Genomic DNA, 26,122 nt, shown 5'->3' on the forward strand with positions numbered 1-26,122 from the left:
GTATGAAGCCACGACCGGTCGAGGGGCGCCTGAATGTTTCACGTGAAACATTTCCCGCACCGTTCGAAATGCGGCCTTTCGGAAGCGCCGAGAGGTCATCGCTGGGCGCAACATTCCAAGGGCCGTCGCTGAGACCCCAGCGATGTTTCACGTGAAACATTCCACGCCACCCAGATCCGGATTTCGCGCAACGGGCGGGCGCGGCTAATGATCAAACGCAATCTGGAGGAGCGCCGGGCCGAAGGGCAGGGGGCGTCATCTCTCTGCCGGATCTGGGTGGAATGTTTCACGTGAAACATTTCAGGTGGACCGGACCCGTTGCCCCCGATCTCGCCGAGAGGGATGTCCGTCCCTCCGTAGATGAAGCGCGAGCTTATCGACGCCCGGAGCTGGAATTTTTGGAGGCCGACTCGCACGCGAGGTCGATCCGATCCTGTGCGCGCACGATGTTTCACGTGAAACATTTTCGCCTGGATCTGCGGTCTGGCAGGGGGCGGGTGGGTGGGGCTAGCCCGGAATGTTTCACGTGAAACATTCAGCGCCGACTGCTCGGATAAAGGTGCGGCAAACGCTGATTTGGGTGCCCTCTGTTGCCGCCTATCGCGGGGGCGATGCTGCGGATCACTCCGATGCACCGTCGGGCGAGAGTAGGACTGTAAGGGCGCGTGGACATCTCGCGCTTCTCTAAAGTCAGCGTCGCCTGTCCACTGTCGCGCCGTTTGCTGGATCTGATCGTCGTTCAATGTTTCACGTGAAACATTTTTGGCGTCGCGGCTGTGGTTCGTGCGCGAGGGGCCTGGATTCACGGGGATGTTTCACGTGAAACATTCCGGCCCCCGCCCGTGGCAGACGTGGCGCGCGCAGATCAAGGGTGGCGCCCGTGAACGGAGCCGCCCGGCGCGATGCTGAAGAGCTTGGATGCGCAGCTCTCCGAGGTCAGAGGAACTAGGACCCAGCGACAGTCAGCGGCGTGGGAGATTGTTGAGGTGCCTGACCGCAGGTGCGCGCGATTGTGCTTCATTGATCGGTCGTCATGGCGGGGCCTGTCCCGGCCATCCAGGCCGGGCCGCCGGCGCGGGCCGTGAAGCGCGGTTGTCAGAGGTGCCGCGTGGATGCCCGGGACAGGCCCGTGCATGTCCGTGCTCTGTTGCAACCAGGTCAGGCCCGGAATGTCGATTGGTTCCGGAGCCAATAGGGCGTGGCGCCGATGCTGGGGCGAGGGGCGTAGCTGAGCAGTCCGTCCGGCCCCGATCGCCGCGCAATTTTTCACGTGAAACATTATTACGGGAAGTTCCGGATTCAGGAGGGAGGCCTGGGGCGCTTGAATGTTTCACGTGAAACATTCTCGGTGCCGGTCCACGGCGTGCTGATGAAGGGTCGGCGCCCGCGAGGCTGAGCCCGACGCGAGGCAAGTCGCGCTCTGGTGCCTACTGAGCGAGATCAGCAGAGCTTAAAGGGCGACGAGGACATCCATCTCTTCTCCGCAGGCCCCATGAGGCGAAGCGGGCGGTGCCTCCGGGCTGATTGCCCCGCAATGTTTCACGTGAAACATTTTTGCGGAAGTTCCGGATTCAGGTGGGAGGGGCCTGGGTGCTCGAATGTTTCACGTGAAACATTCTCGCGAACGCCGCACGGGCGCGCGCTTATGAAGGGCCGGGGCTCGCGTGCTGAGCCGGCGCGAAGCAATGGCGCCCTCTGGTGCCTACAACGAGATCAACTGCGCTTAAGGGGCGACGAGGGCATCCATCCCTTCTCCGCCCGGCGCCCCGTAAGGCGTAGCGGGCGGTTCCTCCGGCTCTGATTGCCCCGCAATGTTTCACGTGAAACATTTTTGCGGAAGTTCCGGATTCAGGTGGGAGGCCTGGCGCGCTAATGAAGGGCTGGCACCCGAGTGGCGGAGCCTAACCGCGTGAGGCAAAGGCGCGCTCCGCTACCTGCTGAGCGAGATCAGGTGATCTAGGCGACGAGGGCGTCCATCCTTTCTCGCGCGGCGCCCCGTGGGGCGTAGCGGGCGGTGGCTCCGGGCTGATCGCCGCGCAATGTTTCACGTGAAACATTTTTTACGGGAAGTTCCGGATTGAGGAGGGAGGCTCGGTGGCGCCGCGCAATGTTTCACGTGAAACATTCTCCCGACCGAACGCCCTGGCCCCGCATCCCCCGCGCCTTGACCGCGCCGCGAAAGTGCCGTTCTTGTCGGGCCAATCCAAAAAACCGGCGGCATGTCCGCCCACGGCCTGGGTCACGAGATGTGGCTGGCCACGAGATGCGAATGAGCAAGCTGGAAACCGTGTTCGATGTGATGGTGGTCGGCGGGGGCCATGCGGGTTGCGAGGCGGCGGCGGCCGCGGCGCGCCTTGGCGCGCGCACCGCGCTGGTCACGCATAGCGCCGCCACCATCGGCGCCATGTCCTGCAACCCGGCCATCGGCGGTCTAGGCAAGGGCCATTTGGTACGCGAGATCGACGCGCTGGACGGGCTCATGGGCCGGGTGGCGGATCAGGGCGGCATCCAGTTTCGGGTGCTCAATCGGCGCAAGGGCCCGGCGGTGCGCGGCCCGCGCGCCCAGGCCGACCGCAAGCTCTATGCCCGCGCCATGCAGGCTGCCCTTGCCGCGCAGGAAAATCTCACCATCCTGGAAGGGGAGGCGGACGATCTCATCCTCGAGGGTGGGCGCGTCGGCGGCCTGCTGCTGAGCAATGGCCGCGCCTTTGCGTGCGGCGCCGTGGTGCTCACCACCGGCACCTTCCTCAATGGCCTGATTCATATGGGCGAGGTGCAGATCCCCGCCGGGCGTATGGGCGAGAAGCCCGCGCTCGGGCTCTCCGGCACGCTCAAGCGCCTCGGCCTCGCGCTCGGCCGGTTGAAGACCGGCACGCCGCCGCGCCTCGATGGCCGCACCATAGATTGGGCGGGCCTGGAGATGCAGGACGGGGACGAACCGCCGGAGGCCTTCTCCAGCCTCACCGTGCGCCTGCCCAATCCGCAGGTTCAGTGCGGCATCACCCGTACCACGCAAGAGACCCATGATGTGATCCGCGCGAACCTCTCGCGCTCGGCCATGTATTCCGGCCGCATCGAGAGCACCGGCCCGCGCTATTGCCCCTCCATCGAGGACAAGGTGGTGCGCTTCGGCGATCGCGACGGCCACCAGATTTTCCTGGAGCCCGAAGGCCTGGACGATCCGACCATTTATCCCAACGGCATGTCCACCTCGCTTCCCGAGGAGGTGCAGCATCTCTTCTTGCGCACCATTCCGGGCCTGGAGCGGGTCGAGGTGCTGCGGCCCGGCTATGCCATCGAATATGACCATGTGGACCCGCGCGAGCTTGCCCCGACCCTGGAGGCCAAGCGTGCGCCCGGCCTGTTCCTCGCCGGCCAGATCAACGGCACCACCGGCTATGAGGAAGCCGCCGCCCAGGGCCTGCTCGCCGGGCTGAACGCCGCGCGGCGCGCCGGCGGCGGGGCAGGGGAGGCGGGCGACGGCATCGTCATCGACCGGGCGGAAGGCTATCTCGGCGTGATGGTGGACGATCTCGTCACGCGCGGCGTCACCGAGCCCTATCGCATGTTCACCTCGCGCGCCGAATATCGCCTCACCCTGCGCGCCGACAATGCCGACCAGCGCCTCACCGCGCGGGGCCTGGCGCTCGGGCTCGTGGGGGCGGAGCGGGCGGCCCATTTCTCTGCCAAGATGGCGGCGCTCGACGGCGCGCGCGATCGTGCCCGCGCGTTGAACGTGACGCCCAACGAGGCGGCGGCATTCGGGCTGAACGTGAACAAGGACGGCCAACGCCGCAGCGCGTTCGATCTTCTGGCCTATCCGGACATCGGATTGGAGCAGGTGGCGCGCATCTGGCCAGAATTTGCCGCGCTGACCCCGGCCATCGCCGAGCAATTGGAGATCGACGCGAAATACGCCGTCTATCTCGACCGCCAGGCGGCGGACATCGCCACCTTGCGGCGCGACGAGGATCTGATCCTGCCCGAGGCGCTGGACTATGCGCCGCTGCCGGGCCTGTCCAACGAGCTGAAGCACAAGCTCGCCCACGTACGCCCGCGCACCATCGGCCAAGCCGGCCGTATGGAAGGCATGACGCCCGCCGCCCTCGCGCTGCTGGTGACCTATGCGCGGCGGCAGGGGAGCGGCGCTGCTGCGGTCGCGGGCGCGGCACAGGTGGCGGGCTGAGGAGCGGGGGCAAGCACGGCCGCCGCGAATCACCGGCGGAATTTTCCTCCCTTCCGGAACAGGGGAGCGGCGTCGCCGGGGCTGCATCCGAGGAGCGTGGATCCGGCGCTGGATCGGCGGACGCCGGTGTGAATCCTGGGGAACGTAACCCGTAACCTGGCTCAAAACCGCGGCGCGCACATTTCGGCAAAAAACGTTCTGCCGAATCTGCGGTTTCACGTGCGATAAAGCCGCGGAAATGGGCACGAAAAGCGCATGAAAAAGACCCCGGATTCGGCGAAGGCGGCGATCGCGCAAAATGTTTCACGTGAAACATTTTCGCGGCTGGAAACCATCGCCGCCCTGCTAACCAAATGGCAGAAAACGATAAATCTCGTTTCGCCGGGAACGATCCCGGAGCTGTGGACGCGCCATATCGCCGATTCCCTGCAACTTATGACCCATGTGAGCGAGGACGTGCGCGCCTGGGTAGACCTTGGGTCCGGCGGCGGATTTCCCGGTCTGGTGGTCGCGGCAGTGCTGGCTGAGCGGGAGGGCGGCCATGTGGACCTGGTGGAGAGCGATAGCCGCAAGTCCGCCTTCCTGCGGGAGGCAGCGCGCCTCGCGGATCTTCCAGTGAGCGTGCATCCCCAGCGCATCGAGCAGGTGGCGGGCGCTCTGGCGCCTGGAAAACAGGTGGTTTCCGCCCGCGCGCTGGCGCCGCTGCCCAAATTGCTGGCGCTCGCGGCGCCGTTTTTCGACGCCGGCGCCATCGGAATCTTTCCCAAGGGCAAGGATTGGCAGCGCGAATTGACCGAAGCCCACAAAGACTGGACACTCGAGCTCGAACTGCGCGACAGCCTCAGCGATCCCCACGGGAAGATCCTGGTTGTGACGCGCGCCCTCAAAGCGGTCCCGTCCCCGGCCGTCCCCGGCGGACACATACGCGGAAGCGCACATGACTGATCATTCCGTCACCGCCCCCATCACCGGCGGCGTCACGCCGCGCATCCTGGCGCTGGCGAACCAGAAGGGGGGGGTGGGCAAGACCACCACGGCCATCAATCTCGGCACCGCGCTAGCGGCGATCGGCGAGAGCGTGCTGGTGGTGGACCTCGATCCCCAGGGCAATGCATCCACCGGCCTCGGCATAGATCGCGGACGGCGCAAGCTGTCCACTTATGATGTGCTGAGCGGGGAAGCGACCATGGCGCAGGCGATCGTCGATACCGGCGTGCCCTCGCTGTTCGTGGCACCCTCCACGCTGGACCTCTCGGGCCTGGAGCTGGAGATCGCCAGCGAGCGCGACCGCGCCTTCCGCCTGCGTAACGCCTTGCGCGACATGGCGAATGATCCCGCGGCGCCGAAATTCACCTATGTCCTGATCGACTGCCCGCCCTCGCTCTCGCTCATCACGGTGAATGCCATGGCGGCGGCCCATGCCATATTGGTGCCGCTGCAATGCGAATTCTTCGCGCTGGAAGGGCTCTCGCAATTGCTGAAGACCGTGGAGCAGGCGCGCACCGCCCTCAATCCCGATCTCACCATCCACGGCATCGTGCTGACCATGTACGACGCGCGCAACAATCTCTCCGACCAAGTGGTGGCGGACGTGCGCCAGTTCATGGGCGACAAGGTGTATGAGACCGTGATCCCGCGCAATGTGCGGGTCTCGGAAGCGCCGTCCTATGGCAAGCCGGTGCTGCTCTACGATCTGAAATGCGCGGGCTCGCAGGCCTATCTGCGGCTGGCCTCCGAAGTCATCCAGCGCGAGCGGGCGGCGCGCGCGGTCGCGGCCTGAGGCGGCACGTTCCAATGGGGAAGAAGGACATGGCGGAAGAAGGCCGCTCGCGGCTCGGCCGGGGGCTCGCGGCTTTGATCGGCGACATGGGGCAGGACGATACTCGTCCCGCGCCCAGCCAGAAGAGCGCTGGTGTCCGTAAGGTGCCGATCGAATTCGTGCGCGCCAACCCGCGCAACCCGCGCCGCACCTTCCTGGAGGAGGGGCTGGATGATCTTGCCAGCTCGATCCGCGAGAAGGGCATCATCCAGCCCATCGTGGTGCGGCCGGTGGCGGATCATCCGGGCAGCTTCGAGATCGTCGCCGGCGAGCGGCGCTGGCGCGCGGCCCAGCGCGCCGGCCTGCACGAGGTACCGGTGGTGGTGCTGGAGCTCACCGACCGTGAGGCGCTGGAAATCGCCATCATCGAGAATGTGCAGCGCGCCGATCTGAACCCGGTGGAAGAAGGCCTCGGCTACGAGGCCCTGATGGCGCAGTTCGACTATACCCAGCTCGACCTGTCCAAGGTCATCGGCAAGAGCCGCTCGCACATCACCAACACCTTGCGGCTGCTGAAACTGCCCGAGAGCGTGAAGGCCTATCTCGCCGACGGCCGCCTGTCCGCCGGCCACGCCCGCGCGCTGCTCGCCCATGAGGACCCCGCGGCCATCGCCCACGACGTGGTGGAGAAGGGGCTCAGCGTGCGGGACGTGGAGGCCATGGGCAAGGTGCGGGAGGCCCTTTCGGCCGCGCCGGCGCCCAAGCCCGCGCCGGCCCCCAAGGATGCCGACACCCGCGCGCTGGAAAAGCGCCTCACGGATGCGCTGGGGCTGGCGGTGAGCCTCCAGGCGAAGGGGGAGGCGGGTGAGCTTCGCATCCGCTATGGCGACCTCGACCAATTGGACCTGATCTGCCGGCGGCTCGGCGTCGCGTGACGCCGCAGGCCTGACCCGGCAAAGAATTTTCGCTTCGCGCCCCCAACCCGGCCCGACCGCACAAAGCCTTATGTTGCAACGCGTCATGCCCATGTCACGGGCTGGTGCGAGGTAACCGGAGGTTTTTCCCGATCGGTTGAGGGGGTTCGGATGACGGCGCACACCGCTGCGAAACCGGCGCATGCCCATGGGGCAGCGCACGGCCATGCGCATCGCGAAAAACCGGTGAGGCTCGATCGCAAGAACGGCGCACCGGAAGTTTTCATCTTCTTCGCCCTGCTCATCGGAGGGCTCAGCTACACAATATGGTCCATCTGGACCGACGTGCAGGCGGCCTCTCCGGGCGAACTCACCTTCGCCCCGTTCATGCTGCTGCTGCTAGCGCTGCTGATCGCGCTCGGCTTCGAATTCGTGAACGGCTTCCATGATACCGCGAACGCGGTGGCGACGGTGATCTACACCAATTCGCTCCCCGCCCATTTCGCGGTGGTCTGGTCCGGCGGCTGGAACTTCATCGGCGTGCTGGTCTCCACGGGCGCGGTGGCGTTCGGCATCATCTCGCTGCTGCCGGTGGAGCTGATCCTGCACGTGGGCACCGGGGCCGGCATGGCGATGGTGTTCGCTCTGCTGATCGCCGCGATCATCTGGAACCTCGGCACCTGGTATCTCGGCCTGCCGGCGTCCTCCTCCCATACCCTGATCGGCTCGATCATCGGTGTCGGCATTGCCAACCAGCTGATCCAGGGCAAGAGCGGCATCGCCGGCGTGGATTGGGGCCAGGCCGCCAATGTGGGCTATGCGCTGCTGCTCTCCCCGGTGGTCGGCTTCTTCGCCGCCGGCCTGCTGCTGCTGACCATGAAGGTGCTCATCAAGAACCCCGCGCTCTATGCCGAGCCCAAGCCCAATCATGCGCCGCCGTGGTGGATCCGCGGCTTGCTGGTGCTCACCTGCACGGGCGTTTCCTTCGCCCACGGCTCGAACGATGGTCAGAAGGGCATGGGCCTCATCATGCTGATCCTGATCGGCATCGTGCCCACCGCCTATGCGCTCAACCGCGCCATCGATTCCACCGACGTGGCGCAATTCCGCGCCCTCGCCTCGGTGACCCAGGCCTCGCTGGTGAAGGCCTCGAACGGTGCAGCCGCGCCCGCCGATCCGCGCCAGGCCCTCACCGACTATGTGCGCGACCACAAGCTGAGCCCCGAGACGGTGCCGGCCCTCGCTGCCGTCGCGGGAGAAATCTCCACCCTGGTGGGCAATCACGAGACGCTGGCCCAGGTGCCGGCCGCCGCCGTGCCCAACATGCGCAACGACATGTATCTGGCCTCCGAGACGATCCGCCTGATGGGTCGCCAGAAGGAGCCGACCTTCGATACCGAGACCAGCGACAATCTCTCCGCGTTCAAGCGCGCGCTCGATAACGCCACGAAGTTCATTCCGCTGTGGGTGAAGGTGGCGGTGGCGATCGCGCTCGGCCTCGGCACCATGGTGGGCTGGAAGCGCATCGTGGTGACGGTGGGCGAGAAGATCGGCAAGACCCATCTGACCTACGCCCAGGGCGGTTCCGCCGAACTGGTTGCCATGGGCACCATCCTGGCTGCCGATATGTACGGCCTGCCGGTCTCCACCACCCACGTCCTCTCCTCGGGCGTCGCGGGCACCATGGCGGCCAACAAGTCCGGCCTCCAGCTCTCCACCGTGCGCAATCTCGCCATGGCCTGGGTGCTCACGCTGCCGGTGGCGATCATCCTCTCCGGTGGGCTCTACATCCTGCTGCGCCAGCTGATGTGAGCTTGCGTCTCCCGATCACAGGGCGCGGCATCGCGAGGTGCCGCGCCCTTTTGTTTGCCGGGGCCGCTCCAGCCTCCGGAGGGATTCGCGACGGGAGAGGGCGCCAATGACAGGGGAAAGCCCGGCGGCGCGATTTCCTTGCCCGGCCGCGTGCTCTAGCCTGCGGCCATGACCAGCGAAGGCCTCCATCCGCAAGCCGATCCCATCGAAAGCGATCCCGTCCCGGCCGGGGCGGGGGAGGACGCGCGCGCCGCGAAGGCGCAGGCGCCGCGCGGGGGCGAGGGCCATGTGACCCCGGTCATGGCCCAGTTCGTGGAAATCAAGGCGGCCAATCCGGACTGCCTCCTGTTCTACCGCATGGGCGATTTCTACGAATTGTTCTTCGAGGATGCCGAGCAGGCCTCCCAGGCGCTGGGCATCGTGCTGACCAAGCGCGGCAAGCATCTGGGCGAGGATATCCCCATGTGCGGCGTACCGGTGTCGCGCGCCGAGGAATATCTCCACAAGCTGATCGCGCTCGGCTTCCGCGTCGCGGTGTGCGAGCAGCTGGAAGATCCGGCGGAAGCGCGCAAACGCGGCGGCAAGAGCGTCGTGCGGCGGGACGTGACCCGCCTCGTCACGCCGGGCACCCTCACCGAGGACGCCTTGCTGGATGCGCGGCGCGACAATGTGCTGCTCGCCGTCGCCCGCACCCGCGCCGGCGGGGAGGGCGAGGCCCATGCCTATGCGCTCGCCTATGCGGACGTCTCCACCGGCGGCTTCCGCGTGGTCTCCACCAGCCGCGCGGACCTTGCCGCCGACCTTGCCCGCATCGAGCCGGCGGAGGTGCTGATCTCGGACGCGCTGTACGAGGACGGCGACCTGCGTGAGATCTGGGACCAGCTGCCCGCCGTCACGCCCTTGCCGCGCCAGGGGTTCGAGGGGGCGGGCGCGGAAGGCCGGCTGGCCGGCTTCTTCGGGGTGGCGACGCTGGAGGCGTTCGGCGCCTTCTCCCGCGCCGAGCTGATCGCCGCCGCCGCCATCGTCGCCTATGTGGAGCGCACGCAGCTCGGTGCGCGGCCCGCCTTGGCGCCGCCGGTGCGCGAGGCCGACGGCGCCCTGATGCTGATCGACGCCGGCACGCGCGCCAATCTTGAGCTGGTGCGCACGCTGTCCGGCGAACGGCGCGGCTCGCTCCTGGCGGCGGTGGACCGCACGGTCACGGCAGCGGGCGCCCGCCTTCTGGCGCGGCGGATCTCCGAGCCGCTCACGAGCCTTCCCGCCATCCGCGACCGGCACGATGCGGTGGGGTTTCTGGCTGACAATGCCGAGATCCTCGCCATCCTGCGGCGTGGCCTTGCCGGCGCGCCGGATCTGGCGCGTGCGCTCTCCCGCCTCTCGCTCGGCCGCGCGAGCCCGCGCGACCTCGCCGCCGTCGGCCGGGGCCTGGAGGAGGGGTTCGCGCTGGCCGCCGCCTTCGCCGAAGAGCCGCCGCGCGACCTTGCCCGCGCCATCCTCGCGCTGGCCGGCATGGACCGGGAGCTGGCCCGCGATCTTGCCGCCGCGCTGGAGGACGAGCCGCCGCTCACCCGCCGCGACGGCGGCTTCATCCGTGCCGGCTATGATGCCGATCTCGACGCCACCCGCGCCCTGCGCGACGAGAGCCGGCGTGTGGTGGCCGCGCTGGAGCGGCGCTATGTGGACGAGACCGGCATCCGCTCCCTGAAGATCCGGCACAATGCGGTGCTGGGGTATTTCGTCGAGGTCACCGCCCAGCACGGCGACCGGCTACGCGAGGCGCCGTTCTCCACCACTTTCGTGCATCGCCAGACCTTGGCCGGGGCGGTGCGCTTCACCAGCGTGGAACTGGGCGATCTGGAAAGCCGCATCGCCAGCGCCGGCGAGCGGTCGCTGGCGCTGGAACAGCATATTTTCGATCGCCTCGCCGCCGCGGTGGTGGCGCAAGCGGGCGAGATCCGCGCCGCCGCCGAGGCGCTTGCTGAGCTGGACGTGTTCGCCGGCCTTGCCCGCCTCGCCGCGGACGAGCGCCATGTGCGCCCCGAAATGACCGGCGGGGTGGATTTCGAGGTCCAGGGCGGGCGCCATCCGGTGGTGGAACAGGCGCTGGCGAAGGGCGGCGGGCCGTTCGTCGCCAATGATTGCGATCTGTCCGCCCCGCCCGGCAAGGAGGCCGGCCGGATCTGGCTGGTCACCGGCCCGAACATGGCCGGCAAATCCACCTTCCTGCGCCAGAACGCGCTGATTTCCGTGCTGGCGCAGGCGGGCGCCTTCGTGCCGGCGCGCGCGGCGCGGCTGGGGGTGGTGGACCGCCTGTTCTCCCGCGTCGGCGCGGCGGACGATCTCGCGCGCGGGCGCTCCACCTTCATGGTGGAAATGGTGGAGACCGCCGCCATCCTGAACCAGGCGACGCCGCGCTCGCTGGTGATCCTCGATGAGATCGGTCGCGGCACCTCCACCTTCGACGGCATGTCGATCGCCTGGGCGAGCCTTGAGCATCTGCACGAGATCAATCGCAGCCGGGCCCTGTTCGCCACCCATTTCCACGAATTGACCGCACTGACCCAGCGCTGCGACCGGCTGATGAACGCCACCGTTAAGGTGGCGGAATGGCAGGGCGACGTGGTGTTCCTGCATGAGGTGATCGCGGGAGCGGCGGATCGCTCCTACGGCATCCAGGTGGCGAAGCTTGCCGGCTTGCCGCCCGCCGTCATCGCCCGCGCCAAATCGGTACTTGCGGAGCTGGAAGCGGCCGAGCGGGCGGCACCCGCGCAGCGGCTGCTGGACGAATTGCCGTTGTTCGCGGCGGCGGTGCGCCGGTCGGAGCCGAGCGGCCCGGCGGCTTCGTCGGATCCCGCGCTGGAGGCGCTGGACGGGGTGGATCCGGACAGCCTCACGCCGCGCGAGGCGCTGGAGATGCTCTACAGGCTGAAGAGCCTGCGCAAGCCGAAGGCAGGCTGAGGGCGCGCGCGATCAGCCCCCGCCCGGCGCGGGCGCTGTCATGGGGGCGGTGCCGGCATCGAGGGGCGGCGGCGGGGCGGGCGCCTGCGGCTGCCATTCCCCCCAGGCGGTGAAGGCATCCTGGAAGGCCTGTTCCCCCGGCGCGCCCTTTTCGAACGCGATAATCGCCCGCTTGTTGTTGGTATAGACCACCGGAATGTCGATCCACGGCCGGCTCTGCAGCAATTGGATATTGCGCTGGCGATCGGCCGGCACGGCAGAGAGGCCCACCAGGAAATAGGTCGGGTTGACCCGCACCGAAAGCCCCACCAGAGGCGCGCCCTGGGCGGCTTCGGTCTGCTTCATGCGGATGCCGGGCACATTGGTGATGCCGCCATAGGGGAAGTCTTGCGGCAGGGTAAAGCCGATCTCGATGGTGTGCGAGGCGGGCAAGGTCTGGTCGGTATTGCGCCTCAGCACGAACGAAAGCGCCATGCGCCGTTCGGGAATCTGCAATTCGGCCCGGATGCCGGTGTCGGGCGGAAGGCCGGGACCGGCATTGAAGGTCTCGGTCTTCCAGGTCACCGTGCCTTCATAACTCTGCAGGCCCTGCGGGCCCGAGGCGCTTTCCTCGAACAGGACGGCGCGCTGGGTGCCGCTGGTCGGACGCTGCGGCATGGGCGGGGGGCGGCGGGCGGCGTCGCCGGAAGCCTGGGCGACGCGGTCCGCGCTCTTGGCCGGCTCGCTCGCGGGCCGTGCGGCGTCGGCGCCCTGCTGGGTCGGAGCCGGCGGAGGGGCCGACCGCGAAAAGACGATCTGCTCCAGCGTATCGTGATTGACCACGGCGAGCGCGATGCCGCCGACGGCCACGATGGCCAAGCCGAAATAGATGAGCGTGCGCCGGCCACGACCGCTGGCCTTGTCTTCGTCGGAAACCGGCATGCGCGGGCGGGCGGTGCGGCTCGCGACCTTGGGCTTGCCGAGGGTCGGCCGCTGGTCCGTGGCCGCGTCGTCCGAGACCGCCTGCGGGGGCGTTTCTTCCGGCGGCGGGGGAAAGGCCGAGCGCGCGGCAGTCTCGCCGAGGCGACGGCGCGGCGGTTCGCTGCCCGACGGCGCGGGCGGCGGCGCGATGGCGGCCGGCTCCGGCGGCGGGGCGGCGGGCTTTTCGGGCGGCGGTGGCTCCACCGGGGCGGGCGGCTCGGCGACCGGGGCGCGCGCCTTCTGTTCCGCCTCGATTCGGCGGATGGCCTCTTCCAGGGACTGGCGCTCGCGGGTGATCTCCCCTTCCGGCAAAGGCGGCTCGACGCCGCGCAATTGCTTCAGAAGGGTGTTCCGCGCGCGGTCGAACATCATCTTCCGCGTCTCGGCCGTATTGGACGGGAGACCGGCGATCGCACGAACCAGGAGCGGGTAATAATCAGCCATCAGCGCTTAAATCTGGAGGAAAGCAGGAAAGCTTTGGTTAAGCTTGAAACGGATTTTGCACCAAAATTGTGTCATCGCGTTCCGGGCTTGTCGAAAGCACGGCCACCGGGCAGCCGATCAGCTCCTCGACCCAGCGCACATATTTCACCGCCTCAGCCGGAAGATCGGCCCAGGAACGTGCGCCGGCGGTGGATTCCTTCCAGCCGGGAATGGTCTCGTAGATGGGGATGGCGCGCGCCTGCTGGCCGCTTTCGGCCGGGAGATAATCAATCTCCTTGCCGTCGAGCATGTAGCCGACGCAGACCTTCAGCTCCTCGAATCCGTCCAGCACGTCGAGCTTGGTCAGCGCGATGCCGTGGATGCCGCAGGTCTTCACGGTCTGGCGCACCAGCACCGCGTCGAACCAGCCGCAGCGGCGCGGGCGGCCGGTGACGACGCCGAACTCGCGGCCTTTGGTGCCGAGCGTCTTGCCCACTTCGTCCGTCAGCTCCGAGGGGAACGGACCTTCGCCGACGCGGGTGGTGTAGGCCTTGGTGATGCCGAGCACATAGTCCAGTGCGCCCGGTCCCACGCCCGATCCGCTCGCCGCGCCGGAGGCGACGGTGTTGGAAGAGGTGACATAGGGATAGGTGCCGTGGTCGATGTCCAGCAGGGCGCCCTGGGCGCCTTCGAACAGGATCTTCTTGCCGTCGCGGCGGGCCTTGTCGAGCAATTCCCACACCCGGTCCATGAAGGGGAGGACCTTGGGGGCGATGGCTTCCAGCTCGGCGATCAGCGCCGCCGCATCCACCTCGTCCAGGCCGAGGCCGCGCCGCAGCGGATTGTGGTGGCTGAGCAGGCGTTCCACTTTGGCCGGCAGGCTCGAGAGGTCGGCGAGGTCCACGAGGCGGATCGCGCGGCGGCCAACCTTGTCCTCGTACGCCGGGCCGATGCCGCGCTTGGTGGTGCCGATGCGGGTGCCGGGATTGGCGCCTTCGCGCAGGGCGTCCAGCTCGCGATGCAGCGGCAGGATCAGCGGGGTGGTCTCGGCGATGCGCAGGCGCTCGGGGCCGACGACGACGCCCTGGGCGGCGAGGCGTGCGAGTTCATCCACCAGCGCCTGGGGATCGAGCACGACGCCATTGCCGATGACCGAGAGCTTGCCGGGCCGTACCACGCCCGAAGGCAGCAGCGAGAGCTTATAGGTGACGCCGTTCACCACCAGGGTATGGCCGGCATTGTGGCCTCCCTGGAAGCGAACCACCACGTCGGCCTGCTCGGAGAGCCAGTCGACGATCTTGCCTTTTCCTTCGTCGCCCCATTGCGAGCCGACAACGACCACGTTGGCCAAGGTGAGCGGTCCTCCGCCGGGGCGCGGCCGAATGCGGCGCGCGCGAACAAAGCAAAGCCCCGGTTGGACCGGGGCCAGATGGGTGCGTCTTACGGGATCGAGGCTTGCGAGGCAAGGCGTTACGCGGCGGCGGGCGGTCCCGCCGCCCGCCCGCGGGCGCACGGGACGGCCCGGACCCAAGCCGTTTTCACCCCGAATTGCGCAATCCGGCGGAGATGCCGTTGATGGTGAGCTGGATGCCGTGCAGCACCTTGTCCCCCACATCCTCCCCGGCCTGGGCGCGGCGATGCAGCTTCAGCATGTGCACCTGAACGTGATTGAGCGGGTCGAGATAGGGGAAGCGGTTGCGGATCGAGCGGTCGAGCAGCGGGTTGCCCTCCAGCAGGCGCTTCTGGCCCATGATGGCCAAAAGCAGCTCGATGGAGGTCTCGTATTCGGCCCGGATGCGCTCGAAGATGCGGGCGCGCAGCAGTTCGTCCGGCACCAGCTCGGCATAGCGCGAGGCCACCGCCAGCGAGCTTTTCGAGAGCACCATGTCCATGTTGGACAGGAGGGTGCGGAAGAACGGCCATTCCTTGTACATGGCCCGGAGGTGCGCCATGCCCTCGTCCGGATGGGCGGCCAGGAAGCCCTTCACCGCCGTGCCGAAGCCGTACCAGGCCGGCAGCATGAGACGGCATTGGGCCCAGGAGAACACCCAGGGAATGGCCCGCAGCGCCTCGATGGAGCGCGTCTTGTTGCGCGAGGCGGGGCGCGAGCCGATGTTCAGCGTGGCGATCTCGCTGATCACGGTCGAGGACCAGAAATAATCCTCGAAGCCGGGGGTTTCGTAGACGAGGCCGCGATAGGCGGCAAAAGCGCGGTCCGACAAATCCTCCATGAAGGCGGAGAATTCCGGCCGCGGATCGGCCTGTTCCGGCTGGAGCAGCGTGGCATCGAGCGTGGCGGAGACCAGGATCTCCAGATTGCGCCGGCCGACGTCGGGATTGGAATATTTGGAGGCGATGATCTCGCCCTGTTCGGTCACGCGGATCTGCCCGTCCACCGCGCCCGCGGGCTGGGCGAGGATCGCGTCATAGCTCGGGCCGCCGCCGCGCCCCACGGAGCCGCCGCGCCCGTGGAACAGGCGCAGCCGCACATTGTGGCGGGCGAACACTTCGATCAACGAAGTCTCGGCCTTGTACAATTCCCAGCCGGAGGTGACGAAGCCGCCGTCCTTGTTGCTGTCGGAATAGCCGAGCATCACTTCCTGCTCGCCGCCGCGGCTGTCCACCAGGCTGCGGTATTGCGGGATCGCCAGCATGCGGTCCATCACCTTGGCGCAGGCCTGCAGATCGCCGATCGTCTCGAACAGCGGAATGATGTTGAGCGCGCTCGTGCCGCTCGCCTGCACCAGCCCCACTTCCTTCAGCAGCAGCGCCACTTCCAGCAGGTCCGAGACGCCCTCGGCCTTGGAGATGATGCAATTGGGAATGACGGCCCCACCCAGCATGCGGTGCGCGTGGGCGGCTTCGCGCAGGATCGCGAGTTCCGACTGGGTCTCTTCCGAATAGGTGAGGAAGGGCGAGGCGAGCGGGCGGGCATTGGTGAGCTCACGCGTGAGCAAAGCGATGCGCGCTTCTTCGTCCATGCCGGCATAATCGGTGCCGGGTGAGACTGCTTCCAGCAATTCGCCGACGGTGCGGGCATGGACGTCGGAATTCTGCCGCAGGTCGAGGCTGGCGAGGTGGAAGCCGAAGCAATCGGCCGCGCGCCGCAGGTTACGCAGCCGGCCCCGCGCCAGCACACGCGAGCCGTTTGCGCACAGCGAGCGGTGGATGACATCGAGATCGGCCTTGAAGGCGGCGGCGCTCTCATAGGGCGGATAGGCCGCGTCTGCGGGGCCGGTGGCGCCCTTCAGCGCCGCCTCGCTCGCGGCGAGGCGGGCAGCGACGGTGGCCAGCGCCCGGCGATAGGGCTCGTCCCGGTGGCGTGCGGAGGTGTCCGGGGAGCGCGCGACCAGTTCGGCCAGCTCCGCCGAGACCGGCACCAGCCGGCTCGCGAGCGAAAGTTCGGCGGCGAGCGCCTCCACTTCCTCGCGGTAGAATTGCATGGCGCGGTCGCGGTGCAGTTCCACGGTGATGCGCAGCACGTCGGCGGTGACGAAGGGATTGCCGTCCCGGTCGCCGCCGATCCAGCTGCCCACCCGCAGGAACGAGGGCACGTCGACCGGCCCGGCCTCGGGGTCGAGTTGCTCGAGATGGTCCTCGACGGCGCAGAACAGGCGCGGCACTTCGTGCAGGAAGGTGTAGTCGTAATAGGAGAGGCCGTTCACCACCTCGTCGAGCACGGTCAGCTTGATGCGGCGCAGGATGGCGGTCTGCCACAAGGTGAGCACGGCGCGGCGCAGGGTCTCGATATCGCGCGCGGCCTCCTCGGGGGTGGCTTCCAGCCGCTGGCGCCGGTCCAGCAGCGCGCCGATCTCCATCTCTCGATTGAGCGTGCTCTTGCGGCGCACCTCGGTGGGATGGGCGGTGAGCACCGGGCTGACCAAAGCGGTGTCGAAGAAGGCCTTGAGCGCGTCCGGGCTTTTGCCTCCGGCGGCGGCGCGGGCGAAGGCATTGGCGAGCGTGCCGACACGCGGCGCGGATCCTGCGATGGCGTGGGCGCGGTTGCGGCGGGTGTGGTGCACATCCTCGGCGATGTTGGCGAGGTGCGAGAAATAGCTGAAAGCGCGGATGATCCGCACGGCGGTGTCCGACTTCAGGCTCTCCAGCAGGCCTTCCAGCTCCTGGCGCGCGCCCTCCTCGGAATCGCGGTGGAAGCGCAGCGAGGTCTGGCGGATGCGCTCCACGAGCGCGAAGATATCGTCGCCTTCCTGCTCGCGCACCGTGTCGCCGAGGATGCGGCCGAGCAGGCGGATATCCTCTCGCAGCGGGCGATCCTTATCGCTGGTTTCATCCGCCGGCTCGTTCAACCCCGCCCAGACCGCACTCGACATGTGTCCGACCCCCGTCGCCGCTTGGCATATTGCTCTTTAGTCTAACGAGCTTTTTTGCATGAGCGAAGCAAATGCTGCACGCCAATGCGGGCGATCCCTCGAAAACGGCCGCGCGTGCGAAACCGCGTGCCGGTCGGCCGCTCCGGCGCTAAAGTGAAGTTGGCACAACACTTTCGCCTCTTGCCAAGGCACAGTTGGATAGCGACAAGAGAAGGCCGGCCGGCGCGCCGGAGAAAGCGTGCGCTCCCGTGTGGGGCGCCGGGTCCGGGGGGTCCATGGTTCAGTCGCTCGCAGCCGCGCGTCCATCGCTTCCACCCGCGCCCACCGCGCTCGACCATGCGTTGCACGCGGCCCGGCCGGCGTTGTGGACCGTGGTGGTGTTCAGCTTCTTCATCAATATTCTCGGGCTGACCGGCTCGCTCTACATGATGCAGGTCTATGACCGCGTCCTGGCGAGCCGCAATCTGCAAACCCTGGTGCTGCTCACCATCATCGTCGCCATCCTCTACATGGTCTCGGCCGCCCTCGAGGCGCTGCGCACCCAATTGCTGGTGCGCGCCGGGGCGAAGTTCGACGAGAGCATCAAGGAAGAGGCGTTCGATGCGGTGCAGCGCGCCTCGCTGCGGCGGCCCTCGCCCGGCCATGTGCAGGCGCTGCGGGACGTGGATACGGTGCGCGAATTCTTCGCCGGCCCGGGCCTGATCTCCTGCTGCGACGTGCCCTGGGTGCCGATCTACATCATCTTCGCCACCTTGCTGCATCCCTGGTACGGCATCCTGGCGGTGGTGAGCTGCCTGATCTCCGGCGTGCTCGCCTTCGCCAACGACAAGGTGACGCGGCCGATCCTCGACCGGGCAACGAAAGCCAATATCAGCGCCAATAACGAGGCCACCACCACGTTCCGCAATGCCGAGGTGCTCCAGGCCATGGGGATGGTGCGGCAATTGCGTGAGCGCTGGATCATCCATCGCGGCGCCGCGCTCGGCTGGCAGGCGCTGGCCTCGGACCGGGCGGCGTTCCTGATGGCCGCCACCAAGTTCAACCGCATGTTCATGCAGAGCCTGATCCTCGGGCTCGGCGCCTATCTCGCCATCAACCGGGAAATCTCGCCGGGCATGATGATCGCCGCCTCGATCATCGTCGGGCGCTGCATCCAGCCCATCGAGATGGCGATCGGCAATTGGAAGGGCATCGTCGCCACCCGCTCCGCGTACCGCCGGGTGCAGGAGCTGCTGCGCATGTCGCCGCCCCCCGCCGCCCGCATGCGCCTGCCCGATCCCACCGGCACGCTTCAGGTGGAAAACCTGGTCGCCCATGCGCCGGGCCGCGAGGTGCCGGTGCTGCGGGGGGTCTCGTTCGCGGTGCCGGCGGGGGCGGTGCTCGGCGTCATCGGCCCGAGCGCGGCGGGAAAATCGAGCCTCGCCCGCGTGCTGGTGGGCGTGTGGCCGGCCAGCGCCGGCGCGGTGCGGCTCGACGGGTCCGACCTTGGCCATTGGGACCCCGAGCAACTCGGCCGCTGCCTCGGCTATCTGCCGCAGGATGTGGAATTGTTCGCCGGCTCGATCGCCGACAATATCGCCCGCTTCACGGCCCGCGACGAGGCGCAGGTGGTGCAGGCCGCGCAGATGGCCGGCGTGCACGAGATGATCCAGCGCCTGCCGCGCGGCTATAATACCGAGATCGGCGAAAGCGGCGCCTCGCTCTCCGGTGGCCAGCGCCAGCGCATCGCGCTCGCCCGCGCCATCTACGGAAGCCCCGCCCTGGTGGTGCTGGACGAGCCCAACGCCAGCCTGGACGCCGCCGGCGAGCAGGCGCTGATGGTGGCGGTGCAGGCGCTGCGCAAGGCCGGGCGCACCGTGGTTCTGGTCACGCACAAGACCAACAGCCTCGGCCTGTGCGACTATATCCTGCTGCTGAACGAAGGCGTGGCGCACGGGTTCGGCCCGCGCGACGAGGTGCTCGCCAAGGTGCTCGGCCCGCGCCTGGTTCAGCCGGCGGAGGCTCCGGCGCCCGCACATATCGGCGGCCAGGCCGCCGGTGCTTGAGGGGGAAGCAGATGTCCATTCGTCCTGACAGCCCCATCCGCTCCGCCAAAGAGGCCGCCCGCGAGCGGCTCGGCGCGGCGCTGCGGGGGATCGGCCAAACGCCCCTCGTCCAAAGCCCGCTCGGCCAAACCGCGCTGGCGCGCCTCGCTGCCGCCAGGGATGCCAGTGTGCGGTTCGTGCGCGATGTGATCGTGCCGCCTCCGGCACCGGAAATCGCCGATGCCGACAACGGCATGAAGGCGCCCGTGGCCTCCAGCGATTTCCGCCGGGTGGCGACCATGGGCTATGGCGTGATCTTCCTCACCTTCGGCGTGTTCGGCGGCTGGGCGGCATTCGCCAATATCGACAGCGCGGTGATCGCCTCCGGCGTGGTGTCGGTGGAGAGCAAGCGCCAGGTGGTGCAGCACCTGGAAGGCGGCATCGTCGCCGAGATCCACGTGAAGGACGGGCAGAGCGTGGAGCGCGGCGCGCTGCTGTTCCGCCTCGATCCCACCAGTTCGCAATCCAATTACGATGCCCTGCGCGGCCAGCTCGACACGCTGCTGGCCACCGATGCCCGGCTCACGGCCGAGCGCGAGCACGCGGGCGCCGTCACCTTCCCGCCCGAGCTCATGGCCCGCGCGCAGGACCCGGCGGTCAAATCCATCCTCACCGACCAAATGATCCAGTTCCGCGACCGCAAGGCCTCGCTGGAGGGGCAGACGGCAATCCTCAACAGCCGCATCGCCCAGGGCCAGACGGAGATCGACGGGCTTGCCCGCGAGCGCGCCTCCGCCGACCAGCAATTGTTCTATATCGACGACGAGCTGGCCGGCGTGCAGCAGCTCAACGACAAGGGCCTGGTCTCCAAGCCCCGCGTCGCCCAGCTCCAGCGCGAGAAGGCGCGGCTTCAGGGCACCGTGGGCCGCAACATCGCGGATGCGGCGAAAGCGGCCAACACCATGAGCGAAATGAAGATGCAGATCCAGCAATTGGATCAGAAGCAGCAGGAAGAGGTGGCCGGGCAGATCGTCGAGACGCGACAGAAGATCGCGGACCTGCGCGAGAAGCTGAACGTGTCCAAGAATGTGCTGAGCCGGATCGACATCCGCGCGCCGCGCTCCGGGATCGTGCAGAACATCAACCAGAAGATCTATACGGTCGGCGCCGTGGTGCGGCCGGGCGATACCATGCTGGAAATCGTGCCGCAGAACGACGACCTGATCGTCGACGCCCAGGTGCCGACCACGGACATCGACCGCCTGCACGGCGGCGTCACCGGCGTGGAGGTGCGCTTTCCCGCCTTCCACTCGCGCACCACGCCGCTCATCCTCGGCGAGCTGCGCACGGTCTCGCCCGACCGGCTGATCGACGAGACCACCCACCAGCCCTATTTCCAGGCGGTGGTGGCGGTGGCGAGCACGGACATTCCCGAGGAGATGAAGGCGCGGCTGCGGCCGGGCATGCCTGCGGAGGTGGTTTTCAATACCGGGGAGCGCAGCGTCATGAGCTATTTGACGCGCCCCCTCACAGATGCCCTGACGCGGTCCTTCCGGGAGAAATGAGGGCGGTTCCCGGAGCGGTACAAACCCGCGCCAGCTTCCGCGTTGACAGGGTTTCGGGCCACTTCTAGGTTGCCCGCCCCAAGGTTTGCTGCGCTGCGTGGTTCGCGGCGCATGGCTCCGGCGCGGGAGGTTTTCCGCAGCCGCACTTAAAGTGGGTCGGGAGGAGCGCTCAACAATGAAGATCCTGGTGCCTGTCAAGCGGGTGGTGGACTACAACGTGAAGGTCCGTGTGAAGGCGGACGGGTCCGGTGTGGAACTGGCCAACGTCAAGATGTCCATGAACCCGTTCGACGAGATCGCGGTGGAAGAAGCCCTGCGCCTCAAGGAAGCGGGCAAGGCGACCGAGGTGGTGGTGGTTTCCATCGGCCCGGCGCAGGCCACCGAGACCCTGCGCACCGCGCTCGCCATGGGGGCCGATCGCGGCATCCTGGTGAAGGTGGACGGCGTGGTGGAGCCGCTCGCCGTGGCCAAGATCCTCAAGGGCGTGGTGGGCGAGGAAGCCCCGCAGCTCGTGATCCTCGGCAAGCAGGCGATCGACGACGATTCCAACCAGACCGGCCAGATGCTGGCGGCGCTGCTCGGCTGGGGCCAGGGCACGTTCGCCTCCAAGGTGGTGCTGGAAGAGGGTGCGGCCCTCGTCACGCGCGAGATCGACGGCGGCCTTCAGACCGTGAAGCTCTCCCTGCCGGCCATCGTCACCACCGACCTGCGGCTGAACGAGCCGCGCTATGCCTCGCTGCCCAACATCATGAAGGCCAAGAAGAAGCCCATCGACGAGAAGACGCCCGACGCCTATGGCGTGGACGTGGCGCCGCGCCTGAAGGTGCTGAACACCGCCGAGCCGGCCGGCCGCAAGGCCGGGGTGAAGGTGGGCTCGGTGGCCGAGCTGGTGACGAAGCTCAAGGATGAGGCGGGGGTGATCTGATGACGACTTTGCTGCTCGCCGAACACGACAATTCGGTTCTCAATGGCGCCACCGCCAAGGCCCTGACCGCCGCCGCCGCTTTGGGCGGCCCGGTGCACATCCTGGTCGCCGGCCAGAACGCCGCCGCGGTGGCGGAAGCCGCCGCCAAGCTCTCGGGCGTGGAGAAGGTGCTGCTCGCCGATGGCGATAGCTATGCGCACCGCCTCGCCGAGCCGCTGGCGGCGCTGATCGTCTCGCTCGCCCCGGCCTATGACGCGATCGTCGGCGCCTCCACCTCGGTGGCCAAGAACGTGCTGCCGCGCGTCGCCGCGCTGCTGGACGTGATGCAGGTGTCGGACATCGTGAAGGTGGTTTCGCCCGACACGTTCGAGCGGCCAATCTATGCCGGCAATGCCATCCAGACCGTGCAGGCGACTGACGCGAAGAAGGTCATCACGGTGCGGACCGCCTCGTTCGGCGCCACGCCCGAGGGCGGCTCGGCCAGCGTCGAGACCATCGGCGCGGCGGAAAATCCGGGCGTGTCTTCGTTCGTGGACGAGGCCATCGCCGCCTCCGACCGTCCGGAACTGACGGCAGCGAAGATCATCGTCTCCGGCGGCCGGGCGGTGGGCTCCAAGGAGAAGTTCGCCGAGGTCATCGAGCCGCTCGCCGACGCGCTGGGCGCGGCGGTGGGCGCCTCGCGCGCCGCGGTGGACGCTGGCTATGCCCCGAACGACTGGCAGGTCGGCCAGACCGGCAAGGTGGTCGCGCCCGAACTTTATGTGGCGGTGGGCATCTCGGGTGCGATTCAGCACTTGGCGGGCATGAAGGATTCCAAGATCATCGTGGCCATCAACAAGGACGAGGAAGCGCCTATTTTCCAGGTTGCGGACTACGGCCTGGTGGGCGATCTGTTCACCATCGTGCCCGAGTTGCAGGCGGCGATCGTCAAGGCGAAGGGCTGAGGGCCCGCCCGGCGCCCATCGAAGCCGGGCGACATCTCCATGCGGCGCCGGTCCACCCGGCTCGGCGCCGACCGGGGCCATCTCGGCCCCCAATATCGGAAAGACGAGAGCACCATGCCGCTCGAGATCAAGAAGGTCGGGATCATCGGCGCCGGCCAGATGGGCAACGGCATCGCCCATGTCTGCGCGCTCGCGGGCTATGACGTGGCGCTGAGCGATGCCGATCCGGACCGCATCCGCTCCGGCCTGGCCACGATCAACGGCAACATGGCCAAGCAGGTCTCCAAGGGTACCGTGACCGAGCAGGCCCGCCAGGATGCGCTCCAGCGCATCGTCGGCGCGCCGACCATGGACGGGCTTGCCGAATGCGACCTGGTGATCGAATCGGCCACCGAGCGCGAGGACGTGAAGCGCAAGATCCTGGCCGATCTCTGCCCGGTGCTGCGGCCGGATGCGCTGATCTCCTCCAACACCTCGTCCATCTCCATCACCCGCCTCGCCGCCTCCACCGACCGGCCGGAGCGCTTCATCGGCATTCATTTCATGAATCCGGTGCCGCTGATGGAGCTGGTGGAACTGGTGCGCGGCATCGCCACCGACGACGACACCTTCGAGAGCGCCAAGCAGTTCGTCACCCGGCTGCACAAGACCTATGCGGTGGCGGAGGATTTCCCCGCCTTCATCGTCAACCGCATCCTGCTGCCCATGATCAACGAAGCCATCTACACCCTCTATGAGGGCGTCGGCTCCGTGGATGCCATCGACCGGGCCATGAAGCTCGGCGCCAACCATCCCATGGGTCCGTTGCAGCTGGCGGATTTCATCGGCCTCGACACCTGCCTCGCCATCATGCAGGTGCTGCACGAGGGGCTTGCCGACAGCAAGTATCGCCCGTGCCCGCTGCTGGTGAAATACGTCGAAGCCGGCTGGCTCGGCCGCAAGACCCAGCGCGGCTTCTACGATTATCGCGGCGAGAAGCCGGTTCCCACCCGCTGAGGCCGACCCCCGCGGCACTGCCGCTGGGGGACCAGATCCCCGCTGTTCCCGATTGCGTGTACAGCCTCCGCCGTCCCTGATCTCGCCGCAAACCGGGCCTTGCCTGGGCGCGAAGGTCGGGGGAGCGGCGAATGCTGACACGGCGCGCGATGGTCCTGGGCGGACTGGCGATGGGTGGGCTCGCATCGCCTTTCGGGGGGCGTGGGGCGCGCGCGCAATCCACCAACACCCCGGCGCCCGTGTGCACGGCCGGTTCCGATGGCACGGACCCTTTTCAAGCTCTGATTGATGCGGAGTGCACCCGGGCGCGGACCCTGCGCGCGACGCGGCTCGCCCTGGTGCTGGGCGTGGTGGGGCCGGATGGAACGGGGCGCCTGCTGTTCGCGGGCGGCGAAGACCTCACCAATCCCCTCGGCCAGCCGCTCGCCCTCGACGCGAAGACCCCGTTTGAAATCGGCTCGATCTCGAAGGTCTTCACCTCCAGCGTGCATTACAAGCGCCATGGCCCGTTTGAGGGCACGCTCGGCACCTGGCTCGGCGGCAGCGCGCGCCTGTCTCCGGCGGTGGAAGGGCTGCGCCTCGTCAATCTCGCCACCTATCGCCCCGGCCTGCCGCAGGACAACCAGGGCGGCGCCTATCCGCCGCGCACCATGGCGGGGTTCCAGACCCTGTTCGACTTCCTGTCCACCTATAATCCGCCCATGGAGCAGGGCGCCTGCTATGCCTATTCGAACCTCGGCTGGGCGCTGCTCGCCATGGCCGGAACGGGGATCGCGGGCGCCGATGCGGACGGCTTCGCCGAGCGCTACGACCGCCGCCTCGGGGACTATTGCGCCAGCTTCGGCGCCGGCGACACGGGCTGGTTCCGGCCCGGCATGAAGGCCCGCTTGCCGCTCGGCTATACCAAGCAATGGCAGGCCCTGCCGCGCGACGCGTCCTATCGGCCGACCCATGCGCTGGCGGTGGGCGCGGGCGGCATCGTCAGCACGGGGGCGGACATGCTGGCCTATCTGCGGCTCAACATGGGCCTCGCGAAGGGCGGGCTCTCAGATCCCGCGCTCGCCTATCAGCAAGGGGCGGATTTCTCCGCCTCCGCCTGCGCCGGGGGACGCGCTTCGCGCACCGCCTATGGCTGGTTCCGCGCCGATGCGACGGCGCCACGCGGGCGCGTCACGGTGCTCACCAAGGACGGCGGGGTGGCCGGCTTCACCGCCTGGATGGGCTTTTCCGCCTGGCAAGGCAGCGGCAAGCCCTCGGGCGAAGGGGTGTTCGTGCTCTGCAACGGCCCGTCCGCGACCCCCGTCGGCGTGCGGGCCATGAAGCTGCTGCTGGGGGTTTGAGAGGGGCGCCGCCGCTTCAGTTGTTCGGTTTCCCCTCAATGACTCTCCCCGATTGCCCCCACCCTAACCCTCCCCCGCAAGCGGGAGAGGGGAGTGCAAGGCTTGAAAAGGAATAGCCCCCCGCAGGCTCCCTCTCCCGCTCGCGGGGGAGGGGTGGGGAGGGGGCCCGCGCGTTTCGCGCGGCCAGCCTGGAATCTCAGCCCTGGCCGCCGCCGACCGCGCTCTTGATGAGATGCTGGGCATCCTCGCTCGCCCATTCGGCCGGGCCGGCGAGATAGCCGAGTTCGCAGCCCTGGGAATCCACCAGCAAGGTGGTGGGCAGGCCGAAGCCGCGCCCGACGGCGCGCAGGGCCTGGAAGGTCTTGGTGCCGGAATCGGCATAGAAGGCCAGGTTGGAGATGCCGATCTCCTTCAGGAACGCCTTCGGCTTCTCGGCGTCGCGGGTGTCGAGATTGATCGCCACCACCTGGAAATTCGCCCCGCCCATGCTCTGCTCCAGCCGGTCGAGGGCGGGCATTTCCTTGCGGCAGGGGACACACCAGGTGGCCCAGAGATTGACCAGCAGGGTCTTGCCCTTGAAATCCGCCAGCGTCTTCGGCGTGCCGGTGCCGTCGGCGAAGGAGAGCGGCGGCAGGCGGCGCGGCTCTGTGGCCAGCGTAAAGGCGGCGATCTCACCCTTGGCCAAGGGTGAAAGACGCTTCGCTGCCTCCACGGCCGGCGCGCAGGCGGGATCGTGGGCCGAGCTGGCACTCTCGGGGGCCGGAGCGGCCTGCGAATTCGGCGGCGATGAAGCGGCCGTGACCGCGGGTGCATTGCCGGGAAGGGCATTCATCCCGTATAGGGCGAGCGCGCCGGCCACGGCGCCAGCAAGTGCCGCTCCTGCCACCACAGCCAGCATGCGCCCTTTGCCGCCACGGGCGGGACCGGCGCGGTGTTCGGCGGGGGAGGGCGGCAAGGTCGGCTCGGTCATCAGCGGAGATCCGTC

Annotated in this window: 16 protein-coding genes; 12 read left to right on the forward strand and 4 right to left on the reverse strand. The window is 68.0% G+C overall.

The window, feature by feature from the left end; all coding sequences use genetic code 11:
- The first annotated feature begins 2,269 nt into the window (after positions 1–2,269).
- The 6 genes from mnmG to mutS all read left to right on the forward strand — a co-directional run bounded on the left by mnmG (position 2,270) and on the right by mutS (position 11,629).
- The gene (mnmG, locus tag V5F78_RS20985; RefSeq protein ID WP_394070816.1) at positions 2,270–4,186 is read left to right on the forward strand and encodes a tRNA uridine-5-carboxymethylaminomethyl(34) synthesis enzyme MnmG; all 1,917 of its coding nucleotides are present in this window, start codon (positions 2,270–2,272) and stop codon (positions 4,184–4,186) included.
- A gap of 255 nt (positions 4,187–4,441) precedes the next feature.
- The gene (gene rsmG / locus V5F78_RS20990) at positions 4,442–5,131 is read left to right on the forward strand and encodes a 16S rRNA (guanine(527)-N(7))-methyltransferase RsmG (RefSeq protein ID WP_394070818.1); all 690 of its coding nucleotides are present in this window, start codon (positions 4,442–4,444) and stop codon (positions 5,129–5,131) included.
- Positions 5,124–5,966 carry a ParA family protein gene (locus tag V5F78_RS20995; protein WP_394070820.1) on the forward strand — a complete coding sequence of 281 codons (843 nt, stop codon included), beginning with the start codon at positions 5,124–5,126 and terminating at the stop codon, positions 5,964–5,966. The genes rsmG and V5F78_RS20995 overlap by 8 nt, the downstream gene beginning before the upstream one ends.
- A gap of 29 nt (positions 5,967–5,995) precedes the next feature.
- Positions 5,996–6,880, forward strand: coding sequence for a ParB/RepB/Spo0J family partition protein (locus tag V5F78_RS21000; RefSeq protein ID WP_394070822.1), 885 nt, complete (start codon positions 5,996–5,998; stop codon positions 6,878–6,880).
- A 150-nt stretch (positions 6,881–7,030) separates the two neighbouring features.
- Complete coding sequence (locus V5F78_RS21005) at positions 7,031–8,671, forward strand: inorganic phosphate transporter (protein WP_394070824.1); 1,641 nt, start codon at positions 7,031–7,033, stop codon at positions 8,669–8,671.
- A 168-nt stretch (positions 8,672–8,839) separates the two neighbouring features.
- Entirely contained in the window at positions 8,840–11,629 is a 2,790-nt protein-coding gene (mutS, locus tag V5F78_RS21010; RefSeq protein WP_394070826.1) for a DNA mismatch repair protein MutS, read from the forward strand.
- A 12-nt stretch (positions 11,630–11,641) separates the two neighbouring features.
- On the opposite strand, the gene V5F78_RS21015 is transcribed toward mutS, so the two are convergent.
- The 3 genes from V5F78_RS21015 to ppc form a co-directional block, all read right to left on the reverse strand.
- Complete coding sequence (locus V5F78_RS21015) at positions 11,642–13,033, reverse strand: hypothetical protein (protein ID WP_394070828.1); 1,392 nt, start codon at positions 13,031–13,033, stop codon at positions 11,642–11,644.
- A gap of 37 nt (positions 13,034–13,070) precedes the next feature.
- Positions 13,071–14,363, reverse strand: coding sequence for an adenylosuccinate synthase (locus tag V5F78_RS21020; RefSeq protein ID WP_394070830.1), 1,293 nt, complete (start codon positions 14,361–14,363; stop codon positions 13,071–13,073).
- A gap of 187 nt (positions 14,364–14,550) precedes the next feature.
- Positions 14,551–17,343 carry a phosphoenolpyruvate carboxylase gene (gene ppc, locus V5F78_RS21025; RefSeq protein ID WP_394070831.1) on the reverse strand — a complete coding sequence of 931 codons (2,793 nt, stop codon included), beginning with the start codon at positions 17,341–17,343 and terminating at the stop codon, positions 14,551–14,553.
- A 275-nt stretch (positions 17,344–17,618) separates the two neighbouring features.
- On the opposite strand from ppc, the gene V5F78_RS21030 reads away from it, so the two are divergent.
- The 6 genes from V5F78_RS21030 to V5F78_RS21055 all read left to right on the forward strand — a co-directional run bounded on the left by V5F78_RS21030 (position 17,619) and on the right by V5F78_RS21055 (position 25,137).
- The gene (locus V5F78_RS21030; protein ID WP_394070833.1) at positions 17,619–19,388 is read left to right on the forward strand and encodes a type I secretion system permease/ATPase; all 1,770 of its coding nucleotides are present in this window, start codon (positions 17,619–17,621) and stop codon (positions 19,386–19,388) included.
- A gap of 11 nt (positions 19,389–19,399) precedes the next feature.
- Positions 19,400–20,932: an HlyD family type I secretion periplasmic adaptor subunit gene (locus V5F78_RS21035; RefSeq protein WP_394070835.1), complete on the forward strand. Its 1,533-nt coding sequence runs from the start codon at positions 19,400–19,402 to the stop codon at positions 20,930–20,932.
- Between the two features lie 175 nt (positions 20,933–21,107).
- Entirely contained in the window at positions 21,108–21,857 is a 750-nt protein-coding gene (locus V5F78_RS21040; RefSeq protein WP_348845798.1) for an electron transfer flavoprotein subunit beta/FixA family protein, read from the forward strand.
- Positions 21,857–22,801 (forward strand): electron transfer flavoprotein subunit alpha/FixB family protein, encoded by a 945-nt coding sequence (locus V5F78_RS21045; protein ID WP_394070837.1) that lies wholly within the window; start codon positions 21,857–21,859, stop codon positions 22,799–22,801. The genes V5F78_RS21040 and V5F78_RS21045 overlap by 1 nt, the downstream gene beginning before the upstream one ends.
- Before the next feature lie 114 nt (positions 22,802–22,915).
- The gene (locus V5F78_RS21050; RefSeq protein ID WP_394015468.1) at positions 22,916–23,797 is read left to right on the forward strand and encodes a 3-hydroxybutyryl-CoA dehydrogenase; all 882 of its coding nucleotides are present in this window, start codon (positions 22,916–22,918) and stop codon (positions 23,795–23,797) included.
- A 131-nt stretch (positions 23,798–23,928) separates the two neighbouring features.
- Positions 23,929–25,137, forward strand: coding sequence for a serine hydrolase (locus V5F78_RS21055; RefSeq protein WP_394070839.1), 1,209 nt, complete (start codon positions 23,929–23,931; stop codon positions 25,135–25,137).
- 196 nt (positions 25,138–25,333) lie between these two features.
- Here V5F78_RS21055 and tlpA read toward each other — a convergent pair whose 3' ends face one another.
- A complete protein-coding gene (gene tlpA, locus V5F78_RS21060; protein WP_394070841.1) occupies positions 25,334–26,107 on the reverse strand; it encodes a thiol:disulfide interchange protein TlpA in 774 nt (257 codons plus the stop codon).
- Positions 26,108–26,122 lie beyond the last annotated feature (15 nt).

Source organism: Roseixanthobacter glucoisosaccharinicivorans, from assembly GCF_043195095.2.
Taxonomy (GTDB): Bacteria; Pseudomonadota; Alphaproteobacteria; order Rhizobiales; family Xanthobacteraceae; genus NCEH01.

Excerpts from the sequence above, each read along its gene's own strand:
- mutS (WP_394070826.1), top strand. The coding sequence starts at position 8,840 with ATGACCAGCGAAGGCCTCCATCCGCAAGCCGATCCCATCGAAAGCGAT.
- V5F78_RS21055 (WP_394070839.1), top strand. The coding sequence starts at position 23,929 with ATGCTGACACGGCGCGCGATGGTCCTGGGCGGACTGGCGATGGGTGGG.
- mnmG (WP_394070816.1), top strand. The coding sequence starts at position 2,270 with ATGAGCAAGCTGGAAACCGTGTTCGATGTGATGGTGGTCGGCGGGGGC.
- V5F78_RS20995 (WP_394070820.1), top strand. The coding sequence starts at position 5,124 with ATGACTGATCATTCCGTCACCGCCCCCATCACCGGCGGCGTCACGCCG.
- ppc (WP_394070831.1), bottom strand. The coding sequence starts at position 17,343 with ATGTCGAGTGCGGTCTGGGCGGGGTTGAACGAGCCGGCGGATGAAACC.
- V5F78_RS21030 (WP_394070833.1), top strand. The coding sequence starts at position 17,619 with ATGGTTCAGTCGCTCGCAGCCGCGCGTCCATCGCTTCCACCCGCGCCC.
- V5F78_RS21005 (WP_394070824.1), top strand. The coding sequence starts at position 7,031 with ATGACGGCGCACACCGCTGCGAAACCGGCGCATGCCCATGGGGCAGCG.
- V5F78_RS21000 (WP_394070822.1), top strand. The coding sequence starts at position 5,996 with ATGGCGGAAGAAGGCCGCTCGCGGCTCGGCCGGGGGCTCGCGGCTTTG.
- V5F78_RS21015 (WP_394070828.1), bottom strand. The coding sequence starts at position 13,033 with ATGGCTGATTATTACCCGCTCCTGGTTCGTGCGATCGCCGGTCTCCCG.
- V5F78_RS21040 (WP_348845798.1), top strand. The coding sequence starts at position 21,108 with ATGAAGATCCTGGTGCCTGTCAAGCGGGTGGTGGACTACAACGTGAAG.
- V5F78_RS21050 (WP_394015468.1), top strand. The coding sequence starts at position 22,916 with ATGCCGCTCGAGATCAAGAAGGTCGGGATCATCGGCGCCGGCCAGATG.
- tlpA (WP_394070841.1), bottom strand. The coding sequence starts at position 26,107 with ATGACCGAGCCGACCTTGCCGCCCTCCCCCGCCGAACACCGCGCCGGT.
- rsmG (WP_394070818.1), top strand. The coding sequence starts at position 4,442 with ATGAAAAAGACCCCGGATTCGGCGAAGGCGGCGATCGCGCAAAATGTT.
- V5F78_RS21045 (WP_394070837.1), top strand. The coding sequence starts at position 21,857 with ATGACGACTTTGCTGCTCGCCGAACACGACAATTCGGTTCTCAATGGC.
- V5F78_RS21035 (WP_394070835.1), top strand. The coding sequence starts at position 19,400 with ATGTCCATTCGTCCTGACAGCCCCATCCGCTCCGCCAAAGAGGCCGCC.